Raw genomic sequence first — 24,637 nt, forward strand, 5'->3', positions numbered from 1 at the left:
TCGAGGGAATCGGACGCGAACATGGGCAAGGTCGTCCTGGTGACCGGGGTCTCACGAGACCTCGGTCGTCGTTCCGCGCGCTCCCTCGCCTCCGACCCCGCGGTATCGCGGGTGATCGGGGTCGACGCCGTGCCCCCTCGCGGCGACATCGGCGAGGTCTCCTTCGTGCGTGCCGACATCCGCACCCCGGTGATCGCCAAGGTGATCGCCAAGGAGGACGTCGACACCGTCGTCCACATGAGCGTCATCGCCACCCCTGGCAGTGCCGGCGGGCGGGGCACGATGAAGGAGCTCAACGTCATCGGGACGATGCAGCTGCTCGCGGCCTGCCAGCGCGCACCCAGCGTGCGCGACGTCGTCGTGAAGTCGACGACGACCGTCTACGGCGCCAGCAGCCGCGATCCCGCGATGTTCACCGAGGACATGGAGCCGCGTCGCGCCCCGCGCGCCGGCTACGCCAAGGACGTCGCCGAGGTCGAGGGCTACGTGCGCGGCTTCGCGCGCCGTCGCGGCGACGTGCGGGTCACCCTGCTGCGCTGCGCCAACGTCGTGGGCCCCCACGTGCAGAGCCCGCTGACCTCCTACCTGCGCCTGCCGGTCGTGCCCACGGTCGCCGGCTACGACCCGCGCCTGCAGCTGCTGCACGAGGACGACCTCTTCGCGGTCCTGCACCACGCGGTCACCCACGAGGTGGCCGGCACCTTCAACGTCGCCGGCGACGGGGTCGTGATGCTCTCCCAGGCACTGCGCCGGCTGCGCCGCCCGACCCTGGCCCTGCCGGGCTTCGCGGTCGGCTCGCTCGGCTCGGCGCTGCGCTCGGCCCGGGTCGCCGACTTCTCGCCCGAGCAGGTCAGCTTCCTGACCTACGGGCGCGGGGTGGACACCACGCGGATGCGCACCGAGCTGGGCTTCCACCCGGTCCGCTCCACCGCGGAGGCGCTCACCGACTTCGGGGCCACCCTGCCGCGCACCGGCGGGCGGGCCGAGCGCCTGCTCGACGGGTTGGCCGCGGCCTTCCCCGAGCAGGGCGAGACCCCGGACCGGCCCGAGCCGCTGCGCCCGGTCGACGACGACGAACGACGAGTCCCGGGAGGTCGGCATGGGTGACGCCGAGATCATCCCCATCGGCACCCGCGGACGCCCCGGTCGGGGCACCGGCACGCAGCCGTCCTCGGCCGCCCGCGGGCTGGCCGGGCCGCCGCGCCGCCGGTCGACCCCGCCCCCGGGGGAGGACGCCCCCACCGACAGCCCGGACGTCGCGGACCCGTCGGAGTCGGACAACCCGCCCTCGCCCGAGGAGGCGCCGCAGCCGCCCGCTAGCGACCGGCCCGCCGCCTCCGACCGGTCCCAGGATCCGGCCCAGGCCCAGCAGACCCGGTCCGGGCAGGACGGCGCGGACCCGCGTCCGCCCACCACGACCGAGGAGCGCCACCCCTCGGCCGGCATCCCCGTCGGCGACTGGCTCTCGGCCTTCCAGCACGCCGCCCGCGAGCTCTTCGGCGAGGAGTGGGAGGGTCAGCTGGCGCGCTTCCTCGCGTTCCTGCGCCGCCGGGTCACCGGCGACTACGTCGTCGACGAGTACGGCTTCGACGCCGAGGTCACCCAGCGCTTCTTCATGGCCGCCCTGCGGCCCATCGCCCAGAAGTGGTTCCGCATCGAGGTGCGCGGGATCGAGAACATCCCCGCCGACGGCGGGGCGCTGGTGGTCTCGAACCACTCCGGCACCGTGCCCGTCGACGGGCTGATGACGATGGTCTCCATCCACGACCACGCCGAGCGGTTCCTGCGCCCCCTGGGTGCCGACCTGGTCTTCCGGCTGCCCGTGGTCAACGCCCTTGCCCGCAAGGGCGGCGCCACCCTGGCCTGCCAGGAGGACGCCGAGCGGATGCTGCGGGGTGGCGAGCTGGTCGGCGTGTGGCCCGAGGGCTTCAAGGGCATCGGCAAGCCGTACGCCGAGCGCTACAAGCTGCAGCGCTTCGGTCGCGGTGGCTTCGTCTCGGCCGCGCTGCGCACCGGGGTGCCGATCGTGCCGTTGTCGGTCGTGGGCGCCGAGGAGATCTACCCGCTCGTGGGCAACGTGCCCTCGCTGGCGCGGCTGCTCGGCGTGCCCTACATCCCGATCACGCCGCTGTTCCCGCTGCTGGGCCCGCTGGGCCTGGTGCCGTTGCCCTCCAAGTGGCTGCTGGAGTTCGGCGAGCCGATCCGCACCGACGAGTTCGAGGACGGCGCGGCCGACGACCCGATGCTGGTCTTCAACGTCACCGACCAGGTGCGCGAGACGATCCAGCAGACGCTCTACACCCTGCTGCGCCAGCGCGAGTCGGTCTTCCGCTGACCAGCGCCCCGACGACGTCGGGGCGGCACGGACCGCAGCGGGTGCCAGGTCGGGTGAGACCAGTTCGTCAGTCCAGGTCCGGTCGGATCAGGGGTGCAGCGGGTCGGTGAGGCCCTCGACGAGCCCGTTGACGCCGTCGACGACGTCCTCGACCGTCTCGGACACCACACCGCCGCCGCCCTTGCCGCCGCCACCGTTGCCGGTGGAGGTGCCGGTGCCGGGCAGGTTGCCGGTGACGCCCGACAGCGGGTGCTGGCCGGTGCCGGAGCCCGAACCACCCTGCTGGTCGCCGCCGCCCGCGCCCTGCGAGGGCGCGGAGCCCGGGGTCGGCAGCGTGACGGTGCCCGGAGGGGTGCTGGTCGACGGGGCGTCGCCCGAGCCGGCGCCGTTCTTCTTGGGGCCCTTGCTCGGTCCGGAGCCCTCGCGCGACCCGTCCGCCGCGCGGCTGTCGTCGGAGGAGGGGGTCACCAGGTCGCCGAGCAGGGCCTCGGCGGCGCTGACGAGGAACGCGGGCACCTGCCCGATCGTCGAGCCGGGGCAGGCCGGGCAGAGCTGCTGGGTGGCCTGGTCGATCTCGGCGAGCAGGGTGCCGGCCGTGACCAGCACGTCCTGGGCCGGCGCCGGCAGCACCGCGGAGAGGTCCTCGAGGGTGTCCATGCTCTCGACCGTGAACTCCTGGAGCTCCACGATCGTGGACTCGTCGCCGGTCTCGGCGTAGTCGCTGATCAGGACCTGGCTGGCCTCGGCGGCCTGCTCGGTGAAGGTGACCAGCGTGCTCTCGATCGCCTCGAGGTCCTGGCCGTCCTGGGCACGGGAGAGGGCGTCGACCTCGGCGAGACGGCCGGCGGCGTGGGAGAGCAGGCTCCCGCCGCGGCGCTCGTCGCTGGTGCTGACGCCGGTGGAGACGTTCTCGATGGCGCGCTTGAGCGGGTAGAGCACGTCGCCGGGCAGCGCCGACTGGGAGGCGACCGCCATGGTGCTCGACGCGCCGACGATGGCCAGTCCGCCCACGGCGGCGGCCAGGCGGCGGTCGCGGCGGGTGCGCTGGGGCGCCACGGTGAGGCGCGCGGCGGTGGCCGGCGAGGCCGTGGCGGCCGGGCGCAGCTCGGTGGCAGCGGCGGTCATCAGCTGCTCGCGCAGGTCGGCCACGAACTCGGGGCGGGCCTGCGGCTGGGGGGTGGAGCGCAGGGCGCCCACGACGTCGAGGAGGTCGTCGAACCGCGCGTCGTCGACCGGCCGGCCCGCGGTGCGGGCCTCGACCAGGGCGTCGAACTCCTCGGCACGTCGTCGTGCCGCGAACACGGGGCTCATCGGTGGGTTCCTTCTCGGTGGGCGGGGCTGGGGTGCGAGGCGTCAGCACGACGACTCGACACCCGGCTCAACGACCGGTCGCGAGGGTTGGTTACGGCCTGTGACGCAGGCGTCATCGGGCTCATCGCAGGCCCTCCGGCATCAGCTTGGCGAGGTTGCGCACGCCGCGCAGCTGCAGCTGCTTGATGGCCCCGTCGCTGCGACCGAGCACCGCCGCGGTCTCGGCGATGCTCATCCCCTGCAGGAAGCGCATCACCAGGCAGTCGCGCTGCTCGTCGGGCAGCTCGGTCAGGGCCTTGAGCAGGATCTCGTTGGTCAGGCCCGCCAGCACCATCGCCTCGGGACCCTCGGTCGCGTCGTCGTGCTGACCCATGTCCTCGGTGGTCATCTCGAGGCGCGTGCGGCCGGCCTTGAAGTGGTCGGTGGCCAGGTTGCGGGCGATGGTCATCAACCAGGCGCCGAAGTCCTTGCCCTGCCAGCGGAAGCCCTGCATCGAGCGCAGGGCCCGGAAGAACGTCTCGGAGGTGAGGTCCTCGGCGAGCGTCGCCGAGCGGGTGCGGTGGAAGAGGAAGCGGTAGACCGAGCCCTGGTAGTGGTCGTAGAGCAGGCCGAAGGCCTCGACGTCGCCCTTGCGGGCCAGCTCGACGAGGGCGATCAGGCGCTGGCGGTCGGTCGCGGACTCCTCCGACGACGTGGCCAGGGCGCTGTCGTCGTACGCGCCGCCGGGCGTGGCGGGGCCGGCCGGGCCGGCCGGACCGTCGATGTCGGCGTGCAGGCTGTCGTCGGAGACCGTCGCCATCAGCAGCGCGAGCAGCCGCGAGGGCGAGGCGCCGGGCGTGGCCGCAGAAGCCAGGGCCGGGGTCAGGGCGGGGAGCGGTGCGAGGGTGGAGGTCGCGCGAGCGGCGTCGTCGAGGGCGCGGATGACCAGGCGTCGCAAGGCGTCGAAGCCAGGCTTCACGTCGGCGTGCGGCGCCATCGAGTGTTCCCTCCCATGCATGCTCTCTCCCAGAGCGACTTCGAGGGTACGACGGATCCGGGGGTCTGGGAACCGAAACAGTCGTATACCGAAAATCTTTCTGCGAGGGCGTGAGGCGCGCGGGGCCGGTCAGTGTCGGCGGGAGCGGAGCGCCACCCCGGCCGCGACCGTGCCGCTGACGGCGCCCGCCGCCGCGCCGACCAGCAGCCCGGCGCGCGCTGCCTTGCGTCCAGTGCGGTAGTCGCGCACCCGCCACCCCGCCTCGCGGGCGTGCGCGCGCAGCCGGGAGTCGGGGTTGATGGCGCAGGGGTCGCCCACCATGGTGAGCATCGGCAGGTCGTTGAAGGAGTCGGAGTACGCCGAGCAGGCCTGCAGGTCGAGGCCCTCGCGCTCGGCCAGGGCCCGCACCGCCTCGGCCTTGGCCGGGCCGTGGAGCATGTCACCGACGAGGCGGCCGGTGTAGACGCCGCCGTCGTGCTCGGCCACGGTGCCCATCGCGCCGGTCAGGCCCAGGCGCCGGGCGATGACCTGGGCGATCTCGATGGGGGCGGCGGTGACCAGCCAGACCCGCTGGCCCTGGTCGAGGTGCAGCTGGGCCTGGGCCCGGGTGCCGGGCCAGATGCGGTGGGCCATCGCCTCGTCGAAGATCTCCTCGGTGAGCTCCTGCAGCTCGGCGACGGTGTGCCCGGCGATGAAGCCCAGCGCGGAGTTGCGGGCGTCGGCGACGTGCTCGGGATCCTCGACCCCGACGACCCGGAAGTAGGCCTGCTTCCAGGCGGCGCCGGCGATCTCGCGAGTGGTGAAGAACTTGCGTCGGTGCAGGCCGCGGGCCAGGTGGAAGATGCTGGCGCCCTGCATGATCGTGTTGTCGACGTCGAAGAAGGCCGCCGAGGTGGGGTCGCTGGGTGTGGTCAACGCCGTCTCCACCTCGGCGGCGGCCGCGGCCGCCTCGCCCGCCAGCGTCGAGCGTTGCTGGAGGTTCGGCAGGGTCCGGCGCTCGGCGGGCGGGGTCACGTCGCCACCCTAGGAGATCGCGGCCCCGGCTCCCAGGGCTCCCAGGGCTCTCGTCGGCCTGTCGGGCGCGGGAGCGGTGACCGGTTCCTGCACCCGCCTGTCGTGCCGCCGACGATGTGGGAGCATCGCCGGATGGACCAGGGCAGCACGCGGGGGCGTCCCGATGACGACGCCGACCAGGTCGCGCCGCTCCCCGAGGACCTCAGCGACCTCGTCGTGGCCGCCGCGGCCGAGTCGCCCGACAAGCTCGCCCTCGTCGAGGCCGACGGCCGCAGCGTGACCTGGGCCGAGCTCGAGGACGAGGTGGCGCGGCTGGCCCACGGGCTCGCGGCGGTCGGCGTGGTCGCCGGCTACCGGGTGGTGCTGGCCCTCGAGAACACCATCGAGCTCGTCACCACCTATCTCGCCGTCCTGCGCGTCCACGCCGTGGCCGTCCCGGTCAACCCGCGCTCCACGCCCAGCGAGCTGACGCGCATGCTGGCCGACTCCGGCAGCCGCCTCGTGGTGGCCGGGCCCGCGGCCATCGACGTCGTACGCCGCGCGGTCGCCGACCTCGCGGCCGCTCGTGCCGGCGAGGCCCCGGGCGAGGAGCTGCCGGCCGAGCTGCTGGCGCGGGCGGCCGATCCCCGGGTCGTGGTGGTCGGCGCCGAGCCCGGTCCGGGGGAGTGGGCCTTCGCGCGGCTGCGCGCCGACGCGACCCCCGTCGAGGTGCCCCGGGTGCGCGACCGCGAGCGGCTCGCGGTGCTGCTCTACACCTCCGGGACCTCCGGGCACCCGCGCGCGGCGATGCTCAGCCACCGGGCGCTGCTGGCCAACATCGAGCAGGTCGGCGCCGTGCGCCCGCCGATGATGCACGGCGACGACGTGGTGCTGGGGGTGCTGCCGCTCTTCCACGTCTACGGGCTCAACGCCGTGCTCGGCAGCGCGCTGCGCCACCGCGCCAAGCTGGTGCTGGTGCGCGAGTACGACCCCGAGACGATCCTCGACGTCGTCGACGACGAGGCCTGCAGCGTGCTGCCGGTGGCGCCGCCGGTCTTCCGCCACTGGCGTGCCGACGAGACGCTGGCCGAGCGGCTGGGCCCGGTGCGGCTGATCCTCTCCGGCTCCGCGCCGCTCGACCCGGCCGCCGTCGCGCGCTTCACCGCCGCGACCGGGCTGGTGGTGCACCAGGGCTACGGGCTGACCGAGGCGGCCCCGGTCGTGACCAGCACCCTGTGCGTGCCACCGCCCGCCGGGGCGGGCGAGCCGGCCCGGCCCACCCCGGGCTCGGTCGGCAGCGCGCTGCCGGGCATCGAGCTGCGCCTGGTCGACGAGTCGGGGCGCGCGGCCGAGCCGGGCGACCCGGGCGAGATCCGGGTCCGCGGCGACAACCTCTTCAGCGGCTACTGGCCCGACGGGGCCGACGGTCCCGACGCCGAGGGCTGGTTCTCCACCGGCGACGTCGGGCTCCTCGACCCGCGCGGTGAGCTGTTCCTGGTCGACCGGGTCAAGGAGCTGGTCGTCGTCTCCGGGTTCAACGTCTACCCGACCGAGGTCGAGGACGTCGTGCGCGAGGTCGAGGCCGTGCGCGAGGCCGCCGTGATCGGGGTCGACGACGACGTGACCGGCGAGGCGGTGGTGGCCTTCGTGGTGGCCCCCGAGGCCGACCCCGCCGAGGTCGTCGCCGCCGTGCAGGCGCACTGCGCCGAGCGCCTGGCCAGGTTCAAGGTGCCCGGCCGCGTCGAGGTCGTCGACTCGCTGCCGGTGACGGTGACCGGCAAGGTGCGCAAGGGCACGCTGCGCGCCCAGGAGCGCCGGCGCGCGCTGGAGCTGCTGTCGTGAGCGCCCCCGAGCCGCGGGTGCGGCTGCTGACCCGACCGGGCTGCCACCTGTGCGACGACGCGCGCACGGTCGTGGAGGCGGTCTGCGCCGAGCTGGGCGAGCGCTACGACGAGGTGTCGATCGACGACGACCCCGAGCTGACCCGCCGCTACGGCGAGGAGATCCCGGTGACCTTCGTCGACGGCCGCCAGCACGACTACTGGCGGGTCGACCCGGTGCGGCTGCGGCGGGCCCTCGGCGCCTGACGCGCGTCGACCGCGGCCCGCGCCGGCCTCGTGGGGCCCGGTGGGGGTGGGGGTTCTCACATGTGCTAGCCCACCTGCCGGACCGGCTCCGGCTCGGTTTGTTCTCGCGTTCACAAACTCCTACAGTGGCGAGGTCGCTCGGACGATCCGGGGCCCCTCGGTCCCCGTCCCGCGGCTGGGCATGGAGAGCACTGAAGTGACCGAACGGACCCCCTCCGAGGCGTCGCGGGACATCCCCGAGGCGACCGTCGCACGGCTGCCGGTCTACCTGCGAGCCCTCACCGGCCTCTCCGAGGCCGGCACCGCGACCTGCTCCAGCGAGCACCTCGCGACCGCGGCCGGTGTCAACAGCGCCATGCTGCGCAAGGACCTGTCCCACCTCGGCAGCTACGGCACCCGCGGTGTCGGCTACGACGTGGAGTACCTGCGCTACCAGATCGCGCGCGAGATCGGCGTGACCCAGGACTGGCCCGTGGTCATCGTCGGGATCGGCAACCTGGGCCACGCGCTGGCGAACTTCTCGGGCTTCCGCAGCCGCGGCTTCCGGGTCGTCGCGCTGCTCGACGCCGACCCCCGCCGCCACCAGGAGGTCGTGGCCGGTGTCGACGTGCGCCCCTTCTCCGACCTCGAGGCGATCGTGCACGAGCACGGCGTCGCGATCGGCGTGATCTCCACCCCGGCCCCCGCGGCCCAGGACGTCGCCGACCACATGGTCGCCGCCGGCATCCGCAGCATCCTCAACTTCGCGCCGACCGTGCTCGCCGTGCCCCCCGGGGTCGACGTGCGCAAGGTCGACCTGTCCATCGAGCTGCAGATCCTCGCCTACCACGAGCAGCGCAAGGCGCTGGGTGCTGCCGCCGTCGAGCGTCCCGTCGACGGGGCGCTGGAAGGAAGGCCCGCATGAGCGTCCTGGTCGTGGGCCTCTCCCACAACTCCGCCCCCGTCTCCCTGCTCGAGCGGGTCGCCGGCACCGACGACGACAGCGTCGCCAAGCTGGTCGGCGCCGCCTCCGGCGCGGCCCACGTCGCCGAGGCCACGGTGATCTCGACGTGCAACCGGCTGGAGATCTACGCCGACGTCGACCGCTTCCACGGCTCGGTCGAGGAGCTCTCGACCCTGCTCATCGAGCGCGCCGGCGAGAGCACCGAGGCGATGCTGCCGCACCTCTACGTGCACTACGACGACGGCGCGGTCTCGCACCTCTTCCAGGTCGCGGCGGGCCTGGACTCGATGGCCGTCGGCGAGGGCCAGATCCTCGGCCAGACCCGCGAGGCGCTGCGCCTGGGCCAGGAGCTCGGCACGGTCGGGCCCGCCCTCAACAGCCTCTTCCAGCAGGCGCTGCGCGTGGGCAAGCGCTCGCGCGCCGAGACCGACATCGACCGGGCCGCCCCGTCGCTGATCGCCTCGGCCCTGCGGCGCGCCAGCAGCACCCTCGGCGACGTGGCCGGGCGCCGCGTCGCGGTGCTGGGGGCCGGGTCGATGGCCGGGCTGGCCACCGCGACCCTGGCCCGGCACGGCGCTGCCGACATCGTGGTGCTCAACCGCACCGCCGAGCGCGCCGAGCGGCTGGCCCGCGAGTACGGCGCGCGCACGGCCCCGGTGGACCGCCTCGCCGACGAGGTCGGCGAGGTCGACCTGCTGGTGACCTGCACCGGCGCCACCGGCGTGCAGGTGGGCGCCGCGATGCTCGAGGAGACGCTGGCCGGCCGCCCGCTGACCATCATCGACCTGGCCCTGCCCCACGACGTCGAGCCGAGCGCCGCGGACCTCGACGGGGTCACCCTGATCAACCTCGCGGCCCTGGCCAGCGAGGTCGACGACAACGAGGCCGGCACCGAGGTGCGCGCGGTGCGCGACATCGTCACCGAGGAGGTCGCCGCCTTCCTGACCGCGCGCCGCCAGGCCAGCGTGACCCCGACCGTGGTGGCGCTGCGCTCGATGGCCACCGGCGTCGTCGACGCCGAGATGTCGCGTCTCGAGACCCGGCTGCCCAACCTCGACCAGGCCGCGCGCGCCGAGGTGCTGCACACCGTGCGACGCGTCGCCGACAAGCTGCTGCACGAGCCGACGGTGCGGGTGCGCGAGCTGGCCAACGAGACCGGCGCGGTGTCGTACGCCGCCGCGCTCGCCGAGCTCTTCGCGCTCGACCCCGAAGCCGTCTCCGCCGTCACCAGGCCGGAGGGACTGTCCTCATGACCGACATCACCGACCAGACCACCAACCCCGCTGTGGACCCTGCTGCGCTGCCGCCGGTGCGGGTCGGCACCCGCCGCTCCACGCTGGCCACCACCCAGTCGGGGCACGTCGCCGAGATGATCCGCCAGCGGCTGGGCCGCGAGGCGGTGCTCGTCGAGGTGACCACCGACGGCGACCGCAGCCAGGCGGCCAGCACCTCGCTGGTCGGCTCCTCCTCCACCGGCGTCTTCGTCAGCGCCCTGCGCGACGCGCTGCTGCGCGGCGAGGTCGACGTGGCGGTGCACTCCCTCAAGGACGTGCCCACCTACCCCGCGGAGGGGATCGTGGTGGCGGCCGTGCCGCTGCGCGAGGACCCCCGCGACGTCGTCGTCGCCCGCGACGGCCTGACCCTCGGCGAGCTGCCGGTCGGCTCCGTGGTCGGCACCGGCTCCCCGCGGCGCGCCGCGCAGCTGCACGCCCTCGGGCTCGGTTTGGAGGTGGTCGGCGTTCGTGGCAACGTCGACACCCGGATCGGCAAGGTCCGCAGCGGCGACTACGACGCCGTCGTGCTGGCTCGGGCCGGCCTGTCCCGCATCGACCGGCTCGCGGAGGTCACCGAGGTGCTCGACCCGCTGCAGGTGCTGCCCGCCCCCGGGCAGGGCGCGCTCGCGGTCGAGTGCCGGGCCGACGACGAGCTGGCCACGGCGCTCGCGGTGCTCGAGGACGTCCCGACCCGGGCAGCCGTCGACGCCGAGCGGGCCGTGCTGGCCACCCTCGAGGGCGGCTGCTCGGCCCCCATCGGGGCACTGGCCGAGGTCGTCGAGGGCGAGGACGAGGAAGAGCTGTGGGTGAGGGCCGTGGCGCTCTCGCCCGACGGGACGCTCTCGGTGCGGATGTCCGCCACCGGGAGCCCCGCCGACGCCGTGGGCGTCGGGACCCGGTTGGGAGCAGAGATGCTCGCCGACGGGGCAGGACAGCTGGGCCAGCCAGGTCCAGCGGCCACCACCGAAGCAGACAAGGTGCGAGAAGCATGACGCGAGGCAAGACCACGACCGAGCCGACCGAGCGGGCACGCGGCTGGGTGTCGTTCGTCGGCAGCGGCCCCGGCGACCCCGACCTGATGACCCTGCGCGCGGTCGAGCTGCTGCGCCAGGCCGAGGTGGTCGTCACCGAGTCACCCGAGCACGAGGAGCTGGTCAGCCGGCTGCTGGGCACCGAGGTGGGCGACGGCGAGCCCGGCGCCCCCGAGGTCGTCGACGGCGGCTTCGGCGAGGACGGCCAGCCGCTGACCCACGCCGCACGCGCCAAGGTGGTGCTCAAGCACGCCAAGAAGGGCCGCCGCGTGGTCCGCCTGATGACCGGCGACCCGTTCCTCTACGCCTCCGGGCCCGAGGAGGCCCAGGCCTGCGCCAAGGCGGGCCTCGGCTTCGAGATCGTGCCGGGCGTCTCCTCGGTCGGCGCCGTCCCGGCGTACGCCGGCATCCCGCTGACCACGAAGGACCACCGCGAGGTCGCGGTCGTGACCTGCGACGGCACCGTCGACTGGAGCCAGTACGCCGACGACCGCACCCTGGTGCTGCTCTCGGGCGTGGGCCAGGTCGCCGAGATCGCCAAGGCGCTCGTCTCGGCGGGCCGCTCGCCCGCCACCCCGGTCGCGATGACCCGGGTCGGCACCACCACCGAGCAGGCCACCGTCACCTCGACGCTCGCCGACATCGGCGCCGACGCCCGCGCGGCCCGGATGGCGCCCCCGGCCGTCATCGTGGTCGGCAAGGTCGTCGACCTGCGCGAGACGCTGTCGTGGTTCGAGACCAAGCCGCTCTTCGGCTGGCGGGTCCTGGTGCCGCGCACCAAGGACCAGGCCGGTCCGCTGACCACCCGCCTGCGCGGCTACGGCGCGGTGCCCGAGGAGGTCCCCACGATCTCCGTCGAGCCGCCGCGCAACCCCCAGCAGATGGACAAGGCCGTGCGCGGCCTGGTCGAGGGCCGCTACGAGTGGATCGCCTTCACCTCGGTCAACGCCGTCAAGGCCGTGCGCGAAAAGTTCGAGGAGTACGGCCTCGACGCCCGCGCCTTCTCCGGGCTCAAGATCGCCGCGGTCGGCGACAAGACCGCCGGCGCCATCGCCGACTGGGGCCTGCGCGCCGACCTGGTGCCCTCGGGCGAGCAGTCGGCCGCCGGGCTGCTGGCCGACTGGCCCGAGTACGACGACGTGCTCGACCCGATCAACCGGGTCTTCCTGCCGCGCGCCGACATCGCGACCGAGAACCTGGTCGCCGGCCTGATCGACCTGGGCTGGGAGTGCGACGACGTCACCGCCTACCGCACCGTGCGCGCCACCCCGCCGCCGGCGCCGACGCGTGACGCGATCAAGTCGGGCAAGTTCGACGCGGTCGTCTTCACCTCCTCCTCCACGGTGCGCAACCTGGTCGGGATCGCGGGCAAGCCGCACCCCTCCACCGTCATCGCGGTGATCGGTCCGGCCACGGCCAAGACCGCCGAGGAGCACGGGCTGCGCGTCGACGTGCTCTCGCCCAAGCCCGACGTCGACGTGCTCGTCGACGCGCTCGCCGACTTCGGCGCCGCGCGCCGGCTCGCGCTGCTCGAGGAGGGCCAGCCGGTCACCAAGCCGTCCGAGCGCAAGCCGGCGGCCCGGCGCCGCGCGACCTCGCGGTCCTGAGCGGGGCGGGGGAGCCACGGTGAGCAGCGACGGGCTCGAGGGCGCGGTGGCCGGACCCGTGGTCCGGCCACGCCGGCTGCGCACCACCCCGGCCATGCGCCGGATGGTCGCCGAGACCCAGGTGGCCCCGCGCCAGCTGGTGCTGCCGCTCTTCGTGCGCGAGGGGATCAGCGAGCCGCAGCCGATCTCCTCGATGCCCGGGGTCGTGCAGCACACCCGCTCCAGCCTTCTCGCCGCGGTCGCCGAGGCCGCCGAGCTCGGGCTGGGCGGGGTGATGCTCTTCGGCATCCCCGAGACCCGCGACGCCACCGGCTCGGGGGGCGTCGACCCCGCCGGCATCCTCAACCTGGCGATCACCGACGTGGTCGGCGAGGTCGGCGACGCGCTGACGGTGATGAGCGACCTGTGCCTCGACGAGTTCACCGACCACGGGCACTGCGGGCTGCTGACCCCCGACGGGCGCGTCGACAACGACCGCACGCTCGCGGCGTACGCCGAGATGGCGCGCGCGCAGGCCCACGCCGGCGTCGACATGGTCGGGCCCAGCGGGATGATGGACGGCCAGGTCGCGGTCGTGCGCGAGGCGCTCGACGCCGCCGAGCACACCGACGTCTCGATCCTGGCCTACTCCGCGAAGTACGCCTCCGCCTTCTACGGGCCCTTCCGCGAGGCGGTCGACTCCTGCCTCGAGGGTGACCGGCGCACCTACCAGCAGGACCCAGCCAACGCGGTCGAGGGCGTGCGCGAGGCGCTGCTCGACGTCGCCGAGGGTGCCGACGTGGTGATGGTCAAGCCGGCCCTGGCCTACCTCGACGTGGTGCGCCGGGTGCGCGACGCCGTCGACGTGCCGGTGGCGGCGTACAACATCTCCGGTGAGTACGCGATGGTCGAGGCCGCCGCCGCGAACGGCTGGATCGACCGCGAGGCCGCGATCCTCGAGACGCTCGGCTCGATCCACCGCGCCGGCGCCGACGTCATCCTGACCTACTGGGCGGCCGAGGCCGCACGGCTGCTGCGCACCTGAGCACCTGAGCCGCACAGACGCGAGGAGCCCCGACCGGTGACCGGTCGGGGCTCCTCGCTGATGTAGTGCTGGGTGGTGGGCTACTTGCCCATGTACTTGTTCACGCACTTGTCGAAGGGGTCGTTGCTGCTGAGGATGTTGTCGACGTAGCCGTCGAGCGTGCACTGCAGCACCGCCTGGGCGTAGCTGAGCACCTCGTCGACGACCGACACGCTGGTCGAGGGCAGGGCCGGCAGCGTCGGCGTCGGGGCGCCGGGGATGCCCAGGCCGCCGCCGCCGTTGCCGCCGTTGCCGCCGCCGACCGGCGGGGCCGGCGACTCGGGCTCGGGCTCGGGGGCGGGCTCGGGCGCCGGCTCCGGGGCCGGCTGCGAGGGGCCGGGGCCCTGCTGCGACGGGCCCGGCTGGGGGCCCTTGGTCGGCCTGGCCGGCTTCGGGGGCGTGAACGTCGGGTCCGGGGCGAAGGTCTGCGCGGCCATGGTGTTGGTGGGCACCGAGGTGTAGTCGCCCGACATGTAGGCATCCATGATCGAGAGCACCAGGTCGACGTACTCGTCGGAGTTGTTGTAGCGGAAGACCGCCTTCTCCTGCCCGGCGGTCGTCGACAGGTCGTCGTCGCCGGAGCAGAGGTAGACGGCGGTGCCGAGCGCGGCGTCGTCGACGTCCTGCGGGTTGCGCTGGCCGTCACCGTCGGCGTCGACGCCCACGACCGACCAGGTGGAGGGGATGAACTGCATCGGGCCGATCGCCCGGTCGAAGGTGGTGTCCTTGTCGAACTGGCCGGCGTCGGTGTCGCGGATCAGCGCGGTGCCGCGCTTGCCGTCGAGCGGGATGCCGTAGATGCCGGGACGGGCCACGCCCTCGTCGTCGAGCACGTTGCCGCCGTAGCGGCCGTGGTCGGACTCGACGCGCCCGATCGCCGCGATCAGCTGCCAGGTGACGTTGCACGACTTGTCGGCCTCGTTGATGACCGTCTCGGCACGCTGGTAGGCGGCCAGGGCGGCGGAGGGGATGTCGGAGTTCGAGGCGGTGGCCACCACGCGCTGCGCGTTCTTGCCGCGCAGGCCCGCGGCGACGACGTCACCGGTCGACACGCTCGCCGGGGCCTCGATGGCCTCGGTCGGCACGCTGGTGCCGTCGGGCAGGGCGGAGACCTCGGTGGGGCTCACGACCTGCTCGGAGGCGTTGATCGTCGCGGGGGAGGCGCCGACCAGGCTGGCGGTGACCGCTGCCGAGAGCAGGCCGAGCGGCACCAGGGCCGTCGTCCTCTGCAGGCGGCCTGTTCGCTGTGCGGGCATCGCGTCGTCTCCCCTTGTCGTCCTGCCGGCTGCTTCGCGCCGGCGCTGCTGGTAGGTGTGCTCCCTCAAGCACCTGTGACCGACCTAACGATCCTCCCATACCGACGTTACGGGCACAGCCGTTCGCCGGAGCCCGGGCCGCGGACGGCCGGCCGCCCGCACCAGGACGGTGCCCCCCGTCCGGGCAGGGCAAACCCGGCCACGAGGGGGTGGGTGGCCGGGGCTCGGGCAGTGGGCTGGACCACCCCGCCCGTCGGGGCCGTCGGCACCGGCGTGACGCGCTTTTCGGTGATGGGGACAATGGCCGGGTGAGCGCAGGCCAGCAGCACGTGACGACCGACGCCTCGGCGGAGATGTTCCGCCGGGCCCACCGCGTGACCCCGGGCGGGGTGAACTCGCCGGTGCGCGCGTTCAACGCCGTCGGCGGCACGCCGCGCTTCATCCGCTCCGCCCAGGGGGCGTGGCTGCACGACGTCGACGGCAACTCCTACGTCGACCTGATCTGCTCGTGGGGCCCGATGCTGCTGGGCCACGCCCACCCCGAGGTGCTCGAGGCGGTGCAGGCGGCGGTCGCGCGCGGCACGTCGTACGGCACCCCGACCGAGCCGGAGGTGGAGCTCGCCGAGGAGATCGTCGAGCGCACCTCGGTCGAGAAGGTCCGCTTCGTCTCCTCCGGCACCGAGGCCACGATGTCGGCGATCCGGCTGGCGCGCGGCTTCACCGGCCGCGACGTCGTGGTGAAGTTCGCCGGCTGCTACCACGGCCACGTCGACGCGCTGCTGGCCTCGGCCGGCTCGGGCCTGGCCACCTTCGCGGTGCCCGGCACCCCCGGCGTGCCCGCGTCGTCGACCGAGCTGACCCTGGTGCTGCCCTACAACGACCGGGCCGCGGTCGAGGCGGTCTTCGCCGAGCACGGCGACCGGATCGCCTGCCTGGTCACCGAGGCCGCCGCCGGCAACATGGGCGTGGTGCCGCCCGAGCCGGGCTTCAACGAGTTCCTCGCGGCGACCTGCGCCCGCCACGGCGCGCTGTTCGTCAGCGACGAGGTGATGACCGGCTTCCGCGTCTCGCGGCAGGGCCAGTGGGGCCTCGACGGCGCCGTCGAGGGCTGGCGCCCCGACCTGGTCACCTTCGGCAAGGTGATGGGCGGCGGCTTCCCCGCTGCGGCCTTCGGGGGGCGCGCCGACGTGATGGGCCACCTCTCCCCGGAGGGCCCCGTCTACCAGGCGGGCACGCTGTCGGGGAACCCCGTCGCCACCACCGCCGGCCTGGCCACCCTGCGCCTGGCCACCCCCGAGGTCTACGACCACCTGACCCGCGCCGGCGAGACCATCAAGGCCGCCGCCGCCGAGGCGCTCGAGGCCGCCGGCGTCGCGCACACCATCCAGTCGACCGGCACGATGTTCTCGGTCTTCTTCGCCGAGGGCCCGGTCCGCGACTTCGACGACGCCTCGCGCACCGACACCGCGGCGTACGGCGCCTTCTTCCACGCGATGCTCGAGCGCGGGGTCTACCTCCCGCCGTCGGCGTACGAGGCGTGGTTCCTCTCCGCAGCCCACGACGACCGCGCGGTGCAGACCGTGCTCGACGCCCTGCCCGAGGCCGCCCGAGCGGCCGCCGCGACCGAGAGGCCCGTGCGATGACCGGCACCCCCGACACGATCGTCCACCTGCTGCGCCACGGCGAGGTGCACAACCCCGACGGCGTCCTCTACGGCCGCCGCGACGGCTTCCACCTCTCCGACCTCGGTCACCGGATGGCCGAGCGGATCGCCGAGCAGATCGGGCACCGCGACATCGTGCACCTGCGCTCCTCGCCGCTGGAGCGCGCCCAGGAGACCGGCCGGCCGCTGGCGAAGGCCCTGGGCCTCGACATCGTCACCGACGACCGCGTCATCGAGTCGACCAACGTCTTCGAGGGCGAGCAGTTCGGCCCGGGCCACAACGCGCTCAAGAAGCCCTCCACGTGGCGGCACCTGTGGAACCCCTTCAAGCCCTCGTGGGGCGAGCCCTACAAGGAGGTCGTCGCCCGCATGATGAGCGCGGTGCACGACGCGCGGCGCGAGGCGCAGGGCCACGAGGGGGTCCTGGTCTCCCACCAGCTGCCGATCTGGACGACCCGGCTCGCGGCCGAGGGCCGCTCCTTCCTGCACGACCCCCGCAAGCGCCAGTGCACGCTGTGCTCGCTGACCTCCTTCCACTTCGTCGGCGAGCGTCTCGCGCAGGTCTCGTACTCCGAGCCCGCGGGCGACCTGATCCCGACCGGCGACCGCTCGGCGCCGTTCTCGGCGGGCGGCGCCCCGGAGGAGAAGCGGCCTTGAGGATGAGAAGCCGGCTGGCGGCCCGTGGGCTCGCCCCCGTGGTCGCGCTCGTGCTGCCCCTGGCCGGGTGCTCGTCGCTGTCGGGCACCAACGACGCCGGCTACGTGCCCGGCGACGGCCAGGTCGTGGAGTACGAGGTGGGCGACCGCGAGGGCCCCATCGAGCTCTCCGGCGAGACCGTCGACGGCGGCACCTACGACCTCGCCGACCAGCGCGGCAAGGTCGTGGTGGTCAACGTGTGGTGGAGCGGGTGCGGGCCGTGCATCAAGGAGATGCCGATGCTCACCGAGGCCGACGCCGAGACCGGTGACGACGTCGCCTTCGTGGGCATCAACATCCGTGACAACTCCGCCGCCGACGCGCAGGTCTTCGAGGACCGCCTCGGTGTCGACTACCCCTCGATCTACGCCCCCGACGGGCAGGCCCTGCTGGCCTTCCCCGGGCGCACCTCGCCCAAGGCGACGCCCTCGACCCTGGTGCTCGACGCCGAGGGCCGGGTGGCCTCGGTGATCAGCGGCGAGATCCCCTCGAAGACCACGCTGCTGACGCTGGTCGAGTCGGCCCAGGAGTCGACCCAGGAGTCCCCCTCGTGACCGACTGGCTGCAGCAGACCGCGTCCTCGGGCTCGCTGGCGCTGGCGGCGCCGTTGGCCGTGCTGGCCGGCCTCGTCTCGTTCTTCAGCCCGTGCGTGCTGCCGCTGCTGCCGGGCTACTTCTCCTACGCCACCGGGCTCTCGGGGGCCGACATCGCCGAGGGCCGGGGCAGCCGCGGCCGGATGGTGGCCGGCTCGGTCCTCTTCGTCGCCGGCTTCGGGGCCGTCTTCGTGACCCTGGGCGCCCTGGCCGGCTCGGTGAGCACCTGGCTCCGCTTCAACCAGTCGACCATCAGCTTCTGGCTCGGCCTGTTCACCATCGTGCTGGGCCTGGCGTTCATCGGGCTGGTGCCGTGGCTGCAGCGCGACCTGCGGGTGCACAAGGTGCCGGCCGTCGGTCTGGGCGCCGCGCCCGTGCTCGGGTTCCTCTTCGGGCTGGGCTGGACGCCCTGCATCGGGCCCACCCTCGGGGTGATCCTCGGGCTGGGCTACAGCGAGGGCACCGCCGGGCGCTCCGCCCTGCTGCTGGCCTTCTACACCCTCGGCCTCGGCGTGCCGTTCGTGCTCGCCGGGCTGCTGTGGCGCCGCGCGTTGGGCGCCTTCGCCTGGGTGCGCCGGCACCAGGTCTGGGTGACCCGCGCCGGCGGGCTGATGATGGTGGCGGTCGGCGTGCTGCTGGTCACCGGCTGGTGGGACTACGCGGTCACCTGGTTGCAGGGCGAGCTGGTCTCCGACTTCGAGGTGGCGATATGACCGGCACCGACCTCGACGCCGGCCCCGGGGCAGGCGCCGCCGGCGAGCCCCGCCCCGACGGCCGGCGGGCCGGCGAGCTGACCCCGCGCGAGCTGGGCCGCTGGGCCTGGCGCCAGCTGACCTCGATGCGCACCGCGCTGATCCTGCTGCTGCTGCTCGCCCTGGCCGCGGTGCCCGGCTCGGTGGTGCCCCAGCAGGGCGTCGACGCGCTCGCCGCGTCGCGCTGGCGCGAGGACCACCCGCGGCTGACGCCGGTCTACGAGTGGCTCGACCTCTTCGACGTCTACGGCTCGGTCTGGTTCGCGGCCATCTACGTGCTGCTGATGATCAGCCTCGTCGGCTGCATCATCCCGCGCACCCTCGTCTACGCCCGCAACATCCGCGCCGTCCCGCCCGCCGCGCCGCGCAACCTGGGCCGCCTGCCCGACCACGCGTCGTACGAGAGCCAGGAGGGGGTCGAGGAGGTCCTCGAGCAGGCCCGTGCCGAGCTACGGCGCCGCCGCTACCGCCTGCGCCCGGTCGAGGCCGAGGGGCCCGGCGCCGGGGCGGTCTCCGCCGAGCGCGGCTACCTGCGCGAGGTCGGCAACCTGGTCTTCCACCTCTCGATCATCGTGGTGCTGGTGGGCTTCGCGATGGGCAGCCTGTTCGGCTACAAGGGCGGCGTGATCGTGCTGGTCGGCAACGGCTTCTCCAACAACCTCACCCAGTACGACGACTTCGTGCCCGGCTCGGCGTTCTCCGCCGACGAGATGGAGCCGTTCTCCTTCGACGTCGAGGACTTCGAGGTCGAGTGGCTCACCGAGGGCCGTGCCCGGGGACAGGCCCGCAACTTCGTGGCGCAGCTGCGCTACCGGGAGGAGCCGGGCGCCCCCGAGCAGGACTACGACCTGCGCGTGAACCACCCGTTGCAGATCGGCGACTCCGAGGTCTTCCTGGTCGGCCACGGCTACGCGCCCGTGATCACGGTGCGCGACGAGCGGGGCGAGGTCGTGGCCAGCGGGCCGCGGGTCTTCCTGCCGCAGGACCAGAGCTTCCTGTCCTTCGGCGTCATCAAGGCGCCCGCCGCCGAGCCCGACGGGCTCGGCCTGGAGGGGCTGTTCTACCCGACCTTCGTCAACATCGGCGGCGACCCCGTCAACGTCATGGGCGACACCCTCAACCCGGCCATCTCGATGCTGGTCTACCGCGGCGACCTGGGCCTCGACGGCGGGCGCTCGCAGTCGGTCTACATCCTCGAGAAGGACGACGCCGAGCAGGTGACGAAGGCCGACGGCAGCCCGCTGCGCGTCGACCTGCAGCCCGGCGCCACCCAGGAGCTGCCCGACGGCCTCGGCAGCGTCACCTTCGAGGGCGTGCAGCCGTGGGTGCGGGTGCAGGTCAGCCAGAGCCCCGGCAAGGTGGTGGCCCTCGTCGGCGTCGTGGCGGCCCTGCTGGGGCTGCTGGGCAGCCTGTTCATCCGGCCGCGCCGGGTGTGGGTGCGCGCGCGCCGTGAGGGTGGGCGCACCGTCGTGGACCTGGCCGCCCTCGACCGCTCCGGCGGCGGCGACGTGGCGTTGGTGCTCGCCGATATCGTGGAGTCGCTGCGTCCCGCAGCCGAGAAGGAGCAGTGATGACCGACCCGTCCTGGGAGGCGTTGAGCCAGCAGGCCGTCGCCGCCGCCGGCGCCGTCTACTTCCTGGCGATGCTCTCGCACCTGGTGGAGTGGAGCCTGCTGCGCAAGGTCCCCGCCTCGGCCGAGGTCGCACGCGTCTCGGCGGGCGCCGGGGGAGACCTCGCCCTCGACGAGTCGGGCACCTCGGGCTCGTCGGGCACCGACGAGACCCACGAGCGCCGGGTGCTGATGGCCGGCCGGCTCGGGCTGCTGCTGACCTGGCTGGGCGCCGGCGTGCACCTGGTCGCGCTGGTCGCGCGCGGGATGGCTGCGGATCCCAACCGGGTGCCGTGGGGCAACATGTACGAGTTCACGCTCTCAGGGACCTTCGTGGTCGCCGCCCTCTACCTGGCCACCCGCCGCCGCTTCGCCCTCGGCTGGATGGCCCCGATCGTGGTCGCCACCGTGCTGGTGCTGCTGATGGTCGCCGAGATCTGGCTCTACGCCCCGGTCTCGCCGCTGACCGAGGCGCTGAACTCGCCCTGGCTGGTCATCCACGTCGTCTCCGCCGTGATCGCCACCGGCGCCTTCACGCTCGGCGGCATCACCTCGGTGCTCTACCTGCTCAAGGAGCGAGCCGCGGCCAAGCACCCCGAGCGCACCACCGGCTACCTGGCCCGGGTGCCCGCCCCGGCCGTCCTCGACCGGGTCTCCTACCGGATGCACGCCTTCGGCTTCCCGGTGTGGACCTTCGCGGTGCTCATCACCGGGCCGATCTGGGCGCACGAGGCCTGGGCGTCGTACTGGAACTGGGACCCCAAGGAGGTCTGGGCCTTCATCACCTGGGTCGTGTACGCCGCCTACCTGCACGCCCGCTCCACGGCCGGCTTCAAGGGCCGCAACGCCGCGATCATCGCGCTCGTCGGGCTCGCGACCCTGTGGTTCAACTTCATCGGGATCAACTTCTTCTCCAGCAGCTCCCAGCACTCCTACGCCGACGCCTCCAGCGCCGTCGCCTCACCCCTCGACTGACGAGCAGTCACCTTCGCACCACCGACCGGTCACTCCCGCACCACCGAGCAGTCGGCTCCGCACCTCCGGGAAACCCCGTTGCCCGAGGAGCGGCCGCTGGTGGACAGTGCTGACGGTGACGACCACCGAGCACGTCCTGCGCCTCCCGGACCACGTCTCGCAGGAGCACCGCGACGTGCTGCACGAGGTCGCCGGGCGCAACGCCGTCTTCTCCCTGGCGGGCCGGGTCCGGCCGTACCACAAGCACCTGCCGTGGGAGCTGCGCGCGCACCCGCTGCCGGGCTGGGAGGCCGAGCGGCTGCTCGGGCTCGTCGTCGGCACGCTCGACGGCGACCCGGCCGCGATCAGGGAGACGTTCAGCGAGGTCGTGGCTCGATGCTCCGCCTTCGACGCCGAGCGCCCGCGCCCCGTGCTGGGGCCCGTCGTCGACGGCTGGGGCAGCGAGCTGGAGCTGTTCCGCCCCTGAGGCCGTACGCCGCTGCGGTGCGGAGGCGACCGGTGGCTGGTGCGAAAGTGACCGGTGGCTGGTGCGAAGGTGACTGCTCGGCCGTCAGGCGGGGCTCTCGGGGTCCTCGGGGTGGCGACGCTTGCGCTCGAGGTCGCGCAGGAAGTCCTCGTCGTCGTCGGGGGCGACCATCTTCGGCTTGGGCTTCGGCCGGGGGCCCGGCAGGGGGCGGCGGGCCGCGGGCGTGCCACCACCGGGCAGGCGCCGCTGCACCAGTCGGACGGCGAGGTAGGTGACGAGACCGACGACGGCCACCACCAGCAGGAACTTCAGCACCCCTCCAATGTAGGCGCTGCCCGGTGACGACCTACCCTGGAGGGGTGAAGGAGTTCGCTGTCTACACCGGTCTGCGCATCGTGCTGTTCCTCGCCTCGCTCGGGGTCGTGAGCGGCATCTGGCTGCTCGTGGCCGGCGAGGCCAACCTGCTCGGCGTCTTCGTGATCGCCTTCGTGCTCAGCGGGATCGGGTCGTTCTACCTGCTCAACGCGCCGCGCGAGGCGCTCGCGCAGCGCGTCGACGCCCGCGCCCGCCGCGCGGGCGAGCGCTTCGAGGAGCGCAGGTCGCGCGAGGACGTCGACTGACGCGCAGCCCGTGACAGCGCCGGCTCAGTGCTTCTTGCGGCCCAGGTGCCGGTCGACCCGGCCCGAGGACTGGCCCAGCACCTTGCCGAGCAGGACGCTGCGCATCCGCCAGGCGGCGACGATGGCGACGATCACGATGATGAGCAGCAGGAACTTCATGACCCGAGCCTAGCCCGCGGGCGGGGGCCGGGGCGGCTCAGAGCACCAGCAGCGGCGCGGCCACCAGCACCGACCACACCAGCTCGGCCGTGCCCGTGGCCTGCAGCACCGGCACCAGCCCCGGGCCGGTGGCGCCGCCGCCGACCGTGCGCAGGCCCGGCAGCGCCGCGACCAGGAAGCCCAGGCCCAGCAGCGCCCACCAGGTGGTGAGTGCGGCGACGCCGACCACGGCCAGCGCTGCGGCCGCGACCAGGGCGGCGTACAGGGCGCGGGTGCGGGGGTCGCCGAGCAGCACCGCGAGGGTGCGCTTGCCGGCGAGGGTGTCGGTGGGGATGTCGCGCAGGTTGTTGACCACCAGGATCGCGCAGGCCAGCGCGCCGATGCCGACCGAGGCCGCCAGCGCCGCGGGCTCGAAGGTCTGCGTCTGCACGTAGGTGGTGCCCACGACCGCGACCAGGCCGAAGAAGACGAAGACCATCACCTCGCCCAGGCCCAGGTAGCCGTAGGGCTTGTCGCCGCCGGTGTAGTACCAGGCGGCCAGCACGCTCACCGCGCCGACGGCCACCAGCCACCAGGCGGTGGTGGCGGCCAGCACCAGCCCGGCCGCGGCGGCCACGCCGAAGGCGAGGAAGGCGGCCCGCTTGACCGCGGCCGCGGGTGCGGCGCCCGAGCCGACCAGCCGCATCGGCCCGACCCGGTCGTCGTCGGTGCCGCGCACCCCGTCGGAGTAGTCGTTGGCGTAGTTGACCCCGACCTGCAGGGCCAGGCTGACCACGAGGGCCAGCAGCGCCTTCCACCACACCGGCTCGTCGACGTACGCCGCGACGGCGGTGCCGGCGAGCACCGGCGCGACGGCGGCGGGCAGGGTGCGGGGGCGGGCGCCGGCGAGCCACTGGGCGGGAGCTGTCACCGGACGATTCAACACCGGCCGCGCCGTCCTCAGCGGGCCGGGTCGAGCTCGTGGCGCTCGAGGAAGCGCTGCGCCATCCGCGCGGAGGGGTGGATGGCCACGGCGGCGACCAGGATGATCGCGGCGATCACCAGCCAGCCCTGGGTGCCCCAGCTCAGCGCCAGCCACGTGTAGGCGGCGGGGGCCCACACGAAGCCGAGCGTGCCGCCGAGGTTGCCGGCACCCTGGTACTCGCCACGCCGGTCGGGGTCGGAGAGCTCCGACTCGAAGGCCCAGCTCGCGGCCGAGAGGAACAGCTCGGCGAAGGTGACGACGATGTGTCCGGCCCACATCAGGGCGATGGTCTGCCACCCGAGGGTGTCGCGGGTGACCATCGTGATGATGCAGGCCAGCACGAAGAACGCGCTGCTGACCCGGGCCGCGCGCAGGGCCGTCGGCAGGCCCGTCACGGTGCGGGCCACGGCCATCGGCAGCACGATGCACATCAAGGTGTTGGTGGCGAAGAGCGCCGCGAGCAGCACCCGGGGTGCGTCGGTCTCGGAGAGCAGCCACAGCGGGATCACCGTGTGCAGCAGCACCTGGTTGGTCATCAACACGCCGCTGAAGAACGAGGTGAGCAGGTAGCCGGGGTTGCGCAGCGCGCCCGGGACGGTGCGCGGCGCCTCGGTCTCGTCGACGGCGGCGGTGATGGCCGTCTCGAGCGGCGAGGGGCGCTCCTTGTGCGGGGCCTTGGGCAGCCGGGTGATCCAGTAGCCGTTGACCAGGCTCAGCGCCGCGGTCAGCAGCGGCAGACCGGTCAGCAGCGTGTCGCCCTCGAAGGCGAGCGCGACGAAGCTCAGGCCGGCGCCCACGGTGAACCCGAGGTTGGTGGCGGCGTACATGTAGGCCTGCGAGCCGATCCGCTCGGCGCGCGGCAGCACGTCGAGCACGTAGGCGCCGCGCGCCGCCCCGCCGGTGGAGTTGACCACCTCGAGCACCACGCTGACGACCAGGAACGCGACGAAGCCGTCGATCCAGGGCCAGGTGGCGTACGTCGCGGCGGTGCCGACCGCGCCGATCGCCCACAGCCGCTGCGGCCCGATCCGGTCGGCGAGCTTGCCGGCGGGCACCGCGACCAGGAAGGAGGCCACGCCGGCGACGGTGATGCCGATGCCGACCTGCGCCGGCGAGAGGCCGACAACGACCAGGAAGAAGGCCGCGCTGGCGGTGATGAACGCGCCGTCGCCGACCGCGAACAGCACCGACTGCACCGACAGCTTGCCCGCCAGCGGGGTCGGGGGGACGAACTGCTGCAGGAAGCTGGGACGGGTCGGCACCG

25 protein-coding genes are annotated in these 24,637 nt (G+C 73.8%); 17 read left to right on the plus strand and 8 right to left on the minus strand.

What is annotated here, in order from left to right:
- The first annotated feature begins 21 nt into the window (after positions 1-21).
- Complete coding sequence (locus QWJ41_RS01935; RefSeq protein ID WP_302705482.1) at positions 22-1,107, plus strand: NAD-dependent epimerase/dehydratase family protein; 1,086 nt, start codon at positions 22-24, stop codon at positions 1,105-1,107.
- Positions 1,100-2,335, plus strand: a complete 1,236-nt coding sequence (locus tag QWJ41_RS01940) for a lysophospholipid acyltransferase family protein (RefSeq protein WP_302705483.1) — start codon at positions 1,100-1,102, stop codon at positions 2,333-2,335. Before QWJ41_RS01935 ends, QWJ41_RS01940 begins: the two co-directional genes overlap by 8 nt.
- Positions 2,336-2,422: 87 nt before the next feature.
- Here QWJ41_RS01940 and QWJ41_RS01945 read toward each other — a convergent pair whose 3' ends face one another.
- The 3 genes from QWJ41_RS01945 to QWJ41_RS01955 all read right to left on the minus strand — a co-directional run bounded on the left by QWJ41_RS01945 (position 2,423) and on the right by QWJ41_RS01955 (position 5,636).
- The gene (locus tag QWJ41_RS01945; RefSeq protein ID WP_302705485.1) at positions 2,423-3,646 is read right to left on the minus strand and encodes a DUF5667 domain-containing protein; all 1,224 of its coding nucleotides are present in this window, start codon (positions 3,644-3,646) and stop codon (positions 2,423-2,425) included.
- A 121-nt stretch (positions 3,647-3,767) separates the two neighbouring features.
- Positions 3,768-4,622 (minus strand): sigma-70 family RNA polymerase sigma factor, encoded by an 855-nt coding sequence (locus QWJ41_RS01950; protein WP_302705487.1) that lies wholly within the window; start codon positions 4,620-4,622, stop codon positions 3,768-3,770.
- Between the two features lie 129 nt (positions 4,623-4,751).
- On the minus strand, positions 4,752-5,636 hold the full coding sequence (locus QWJ41_RS01955) for an HAD family hydrolase (RefSeq protein WP_302705488.1): 885 nt from the start codon (positions 5,634-5,636) through the stop codon (positions 4,752-4,754).
- Positions 5,637-5,768: 132 nt separating this feature from the next.
- Between QWJ41_RS01955 and QWJ41_RS01960 the strand changes: the two genes are divergently transcribed.
- From QWJ41_RS01960 to hemB, 7 genes are all read left to right on the plus strand, one after another.
- Entirely contained in the window at positions 5,769-7,457 is a 1,689-nt protein-coding gene (locus tag QWJ41_RS01960; protein ID WP_302705489.1) for a class I adenylate-forming enzyme family protein, read from the plus strand.
- Positions 7,454-7,702: a glutaredoxin family protein gene (locus QWJ41_RS01965; protein ID WP_302705491.1), complete on the plus strand. Its 249-nt coding sequence runs from the start codon at positions 7,454-7,456 to the stop codon at positions 7,700-7,702. The genes QWJ41_RS01960 and QWJ41_RS01965 overlap by 4 nt, the downstream gene beginning before the upstream one ends.
- Positions 7,703-7,898: 196 nt before the next feature.
- A complete protein-coding gene (locus QWJ41_RS01970; RefSeq protein WP_439117293.1) occupies positions 7,899-8,606 on the plus strand; it encodes a redox-sensing transcriptional repressor Rex in 708 nt (235 codons plus the stop codon).
- Entirely contained in the window at positions 8,603-9,898 is a 1,296-nt protein-coding gene (locus QWJ41_RS01975) for a glutamyl-tRNA reductase (protein WP_302705493.1), read from the plus strand. The genes QWJ41_RS01970 and QWJ41_RS01975 overlap by 4 nt, the downstream gene beginning before the upstream one ends.
- Before the next feature lie 47 nt (positions 9,899-9,945).
- Positions 9,946-10,911, plus strand: coding sequence for a hydroxymethylbilane synthase (gene hemC, locus QWJ41_RS01980; protein ID WP_302705671.1), 966 nt, complete (start codon positions 9,946-9,948; stop codon positions 10,909-10,911).
- Positions 10,908-12,557, plus strand: coding sequence for a bifunctional uroporphyrinogen-III C-methyltransferase/uroporphyrinogen-III synthase (locus QWJ41_RS01985; protein ID WP_302705494.1), 1,650 nt, complete (start codon positions 10,908-10,910; stop codon positions 12,555-12,557). Before hemC ends, QWJ41_RS01985 begins: the two co-directional genes overlap by 4 nt.
- 19 nt (positions 12,558-12,576) lie before the next feature.
- Entirely contained in the window at positions 12,577-13,581 is a 1,005-nt protein-coding gene (gene hemB, locus QWJ41_RS01990) for a porphobilinogen synthase (protein WP_302705495.1), read from the plus strand.
- An 80-nt stretch (positions 13,582-13,661) separates the two neighbouring features.
- Here the strand turns inward: hemB and QWJ41_RS01995 are convergent, their stop codons facing one another.
- The gene (locus tag QWJ41_RS01995; protein WP_302705496.1) at positions 13,662-14,876 is read right to left on the minus strand and encodes a lytic transglycosylase domain-containing protein; all 1,215 of its coding nucleotides are present in this window, start codon (positions 14,874-14,876) and stop codon (positions 13,662-13,664) included.
- A gap of 353 nt (positions 14,877-15,229) precedes the next feature.
- Here QWJ41_RS01995 and hemL point away from each other — a divergent pair, with 353 nt between their 5' ends.
- The 7 genes from hemL (at position 15,230) to QWJ41_RS02030 (ending at position 21,630) form a co-directional block, all read left to right on the plus strand.
- A complete protein-coding gene (gene hemL, locus QWJ41_RS02000; RefSeq protein WP_439117298.1) occupies positions 15,230-16,519 on the plus strand; it encodes a glutamate-1-semialdehyde 2,1-aminomutase in 1,290 nt (429 codons plus the stop codon).
- Positions 16,516-17,196, plus strand: a complete 681-nt coding sequence (locus QWJ41_RS02005; protein ID WP_302705500.1) for a histidine phosphatase family protein — start codon at positions 16,516-16,518, stop codon at positions 17,194-17,196. Before hemL ends, QWJ41_RS02005 begins: the two co-directional genes overlap by 4 nt.
- A gap of 2 nt (positions 17,197-17,198) precedes the next feature.
- Positions 17,199-17,789, plus strand: coding sequence for a TlpA disulfide reductase family protein (locus QWJ41_RS02010; protein WP_302705501.1), 591 nt, complete (start codon positions 17,199-17,201; stop codon positions 17,787-17,789).
- Positions 17,786-18,541, plus strand: a complete 756-nt coding sequence (locus tag QWJ41_RS02015; RefSeq protein WP_302705502.1) for a cytochrome c biogenesis CcdA family protein — start codon at positions 17,786-17,788, stop codon at positions 18,539-18,541. The genes QWJ41_RS02010 and QWJ41_RS02015 overlap by 4 nt, the downstream gene beginning before the upstream one ends.
- Complete coding sequence (resB, locus tag QWJ41_RS02020) at positions 18,538-20,151, plus strand: cytochrome c biogenesis protein ResB (protein WP_302705503.1); 1,614 nt, start codon at positions 18,538-18,540, stop codon at positions 20,149-20,151. The genes QWJ41_RS02015 and resB overlap by 4 nt, the downstream gene beginning before the upstream one ends.
- Entirely contained in the window at positions 20,151-21,164 is a 1,014-nt protein-coding gene (ccsB, locus tag QWJ41_RS02025) for a c-type cytochrome biogenesis protein CcsB (protein WP_302705504.1), read from the plus strand. Before resB ends, ccsB begins: the two co-directional genes overlap by 1 nt.
- A 115-nt stretch (positions 21,165-21,279) precedes the next feature.
- Complete coding sequence (locus QWJ41_RS02030) at positions 21,280-21,630, plus strand: hypothetical protein (RefSeq protein ID WP_302705505.1); 351 nt, start codon at positions 21,280-21,282, stop codon at positions 21,628-21,630.
- Positions 21,631-21,714: 84 nt separating this feature from the next.
- Here QWJ41_RS02030 and QWJ41_RS02035 read toward each other — a convergent pair whose 3' ends face one another.
- Complete coding sequence (locus QWJ41_RS02035; protein WP_302705506.1) at positions 21,715-21,945, minus strand: hypothetical protein; 231 nt, start codon at positions 21,943-21,945, stop codon at positions 21,715-21,717.
- 44 nt (positions 21,946-21,989) lie between these two features.
- Between QWJ41_RS02035 and QWJ41_RS02040 the strand changes: the two genes are divergently transcribed.
- On the plus strand, positions 21,990-22,250 hold the full coding sequence (locus QWJ41_RS02040; RefSeq protein ID WP_302705507.1) for a DUF4229 domain-containing protein: 261 nt from the start codon (positions 21,990-21,992) through the stop codon (positions 22,248-22,250).
- Positions 22,251-22,274: 24 nt separating this feature from the next.
- On the opposite strand, the gene QWJ41_RS02045 is transcribed toward QWJ41_RS02040, so the two are convergent.
- Genes QWJ41_RS02045 through QWJ41_RS02055 form a run of 3 tightly spaced genes read right to left on the minus strand, consistent with a single transcriptional unit; the run spans position 22,275 to position 24,635 of the window.
- Positions 22,275-22,409: a hypothetical protein gene (locus tag QWJ41_RS02045; protein ID WP_302705508.1), complete on the minus strand. Its 135-nt coding sequence runs from the start codon at positions 22,407-22,409 to the stop codon at positions 22,275-22,277.
- A gap of 37 nt (positions 22,410-22,446) precedes the next feature.
- On the minus strand, positions 22,447-23,319 hold the full coding sequence (locus QWJ41_RS02050; RefSeq protein ID WP_302705509.1) for a 1,4-dihydroxy-2-naphthoate polyprenyltransferase: 873 nt from the start codon (positions 23,317-23,319) through the stop codon (positions 22,447-22,449).
- 29 nt (positions 23,320-23,348) lie between these two features.
- Positions 23,349-24,635 carry an MFS transporter gene (locus QWJ41_RS02055; protein WP_302705510.1) on the minus strand — a complete coding sequence of 429 codons (1,287 nt, stop codon included), beginning with the start codon at positions 24,633-24,635 and terminating at the stop codon, positions 23,349-23,351.
- Positions 24,636-24,637 lie beyond the last annotated feature (2 nt).

Source organism: Nocardioides cremeus, from assembly GCF_030518195.1.
GTDB lineage: Bacteria > Actinomycetota > Actinomycetes > Propionibacteriales > Nocardioidaceae > Nocardioides > Nocardioides cremeus.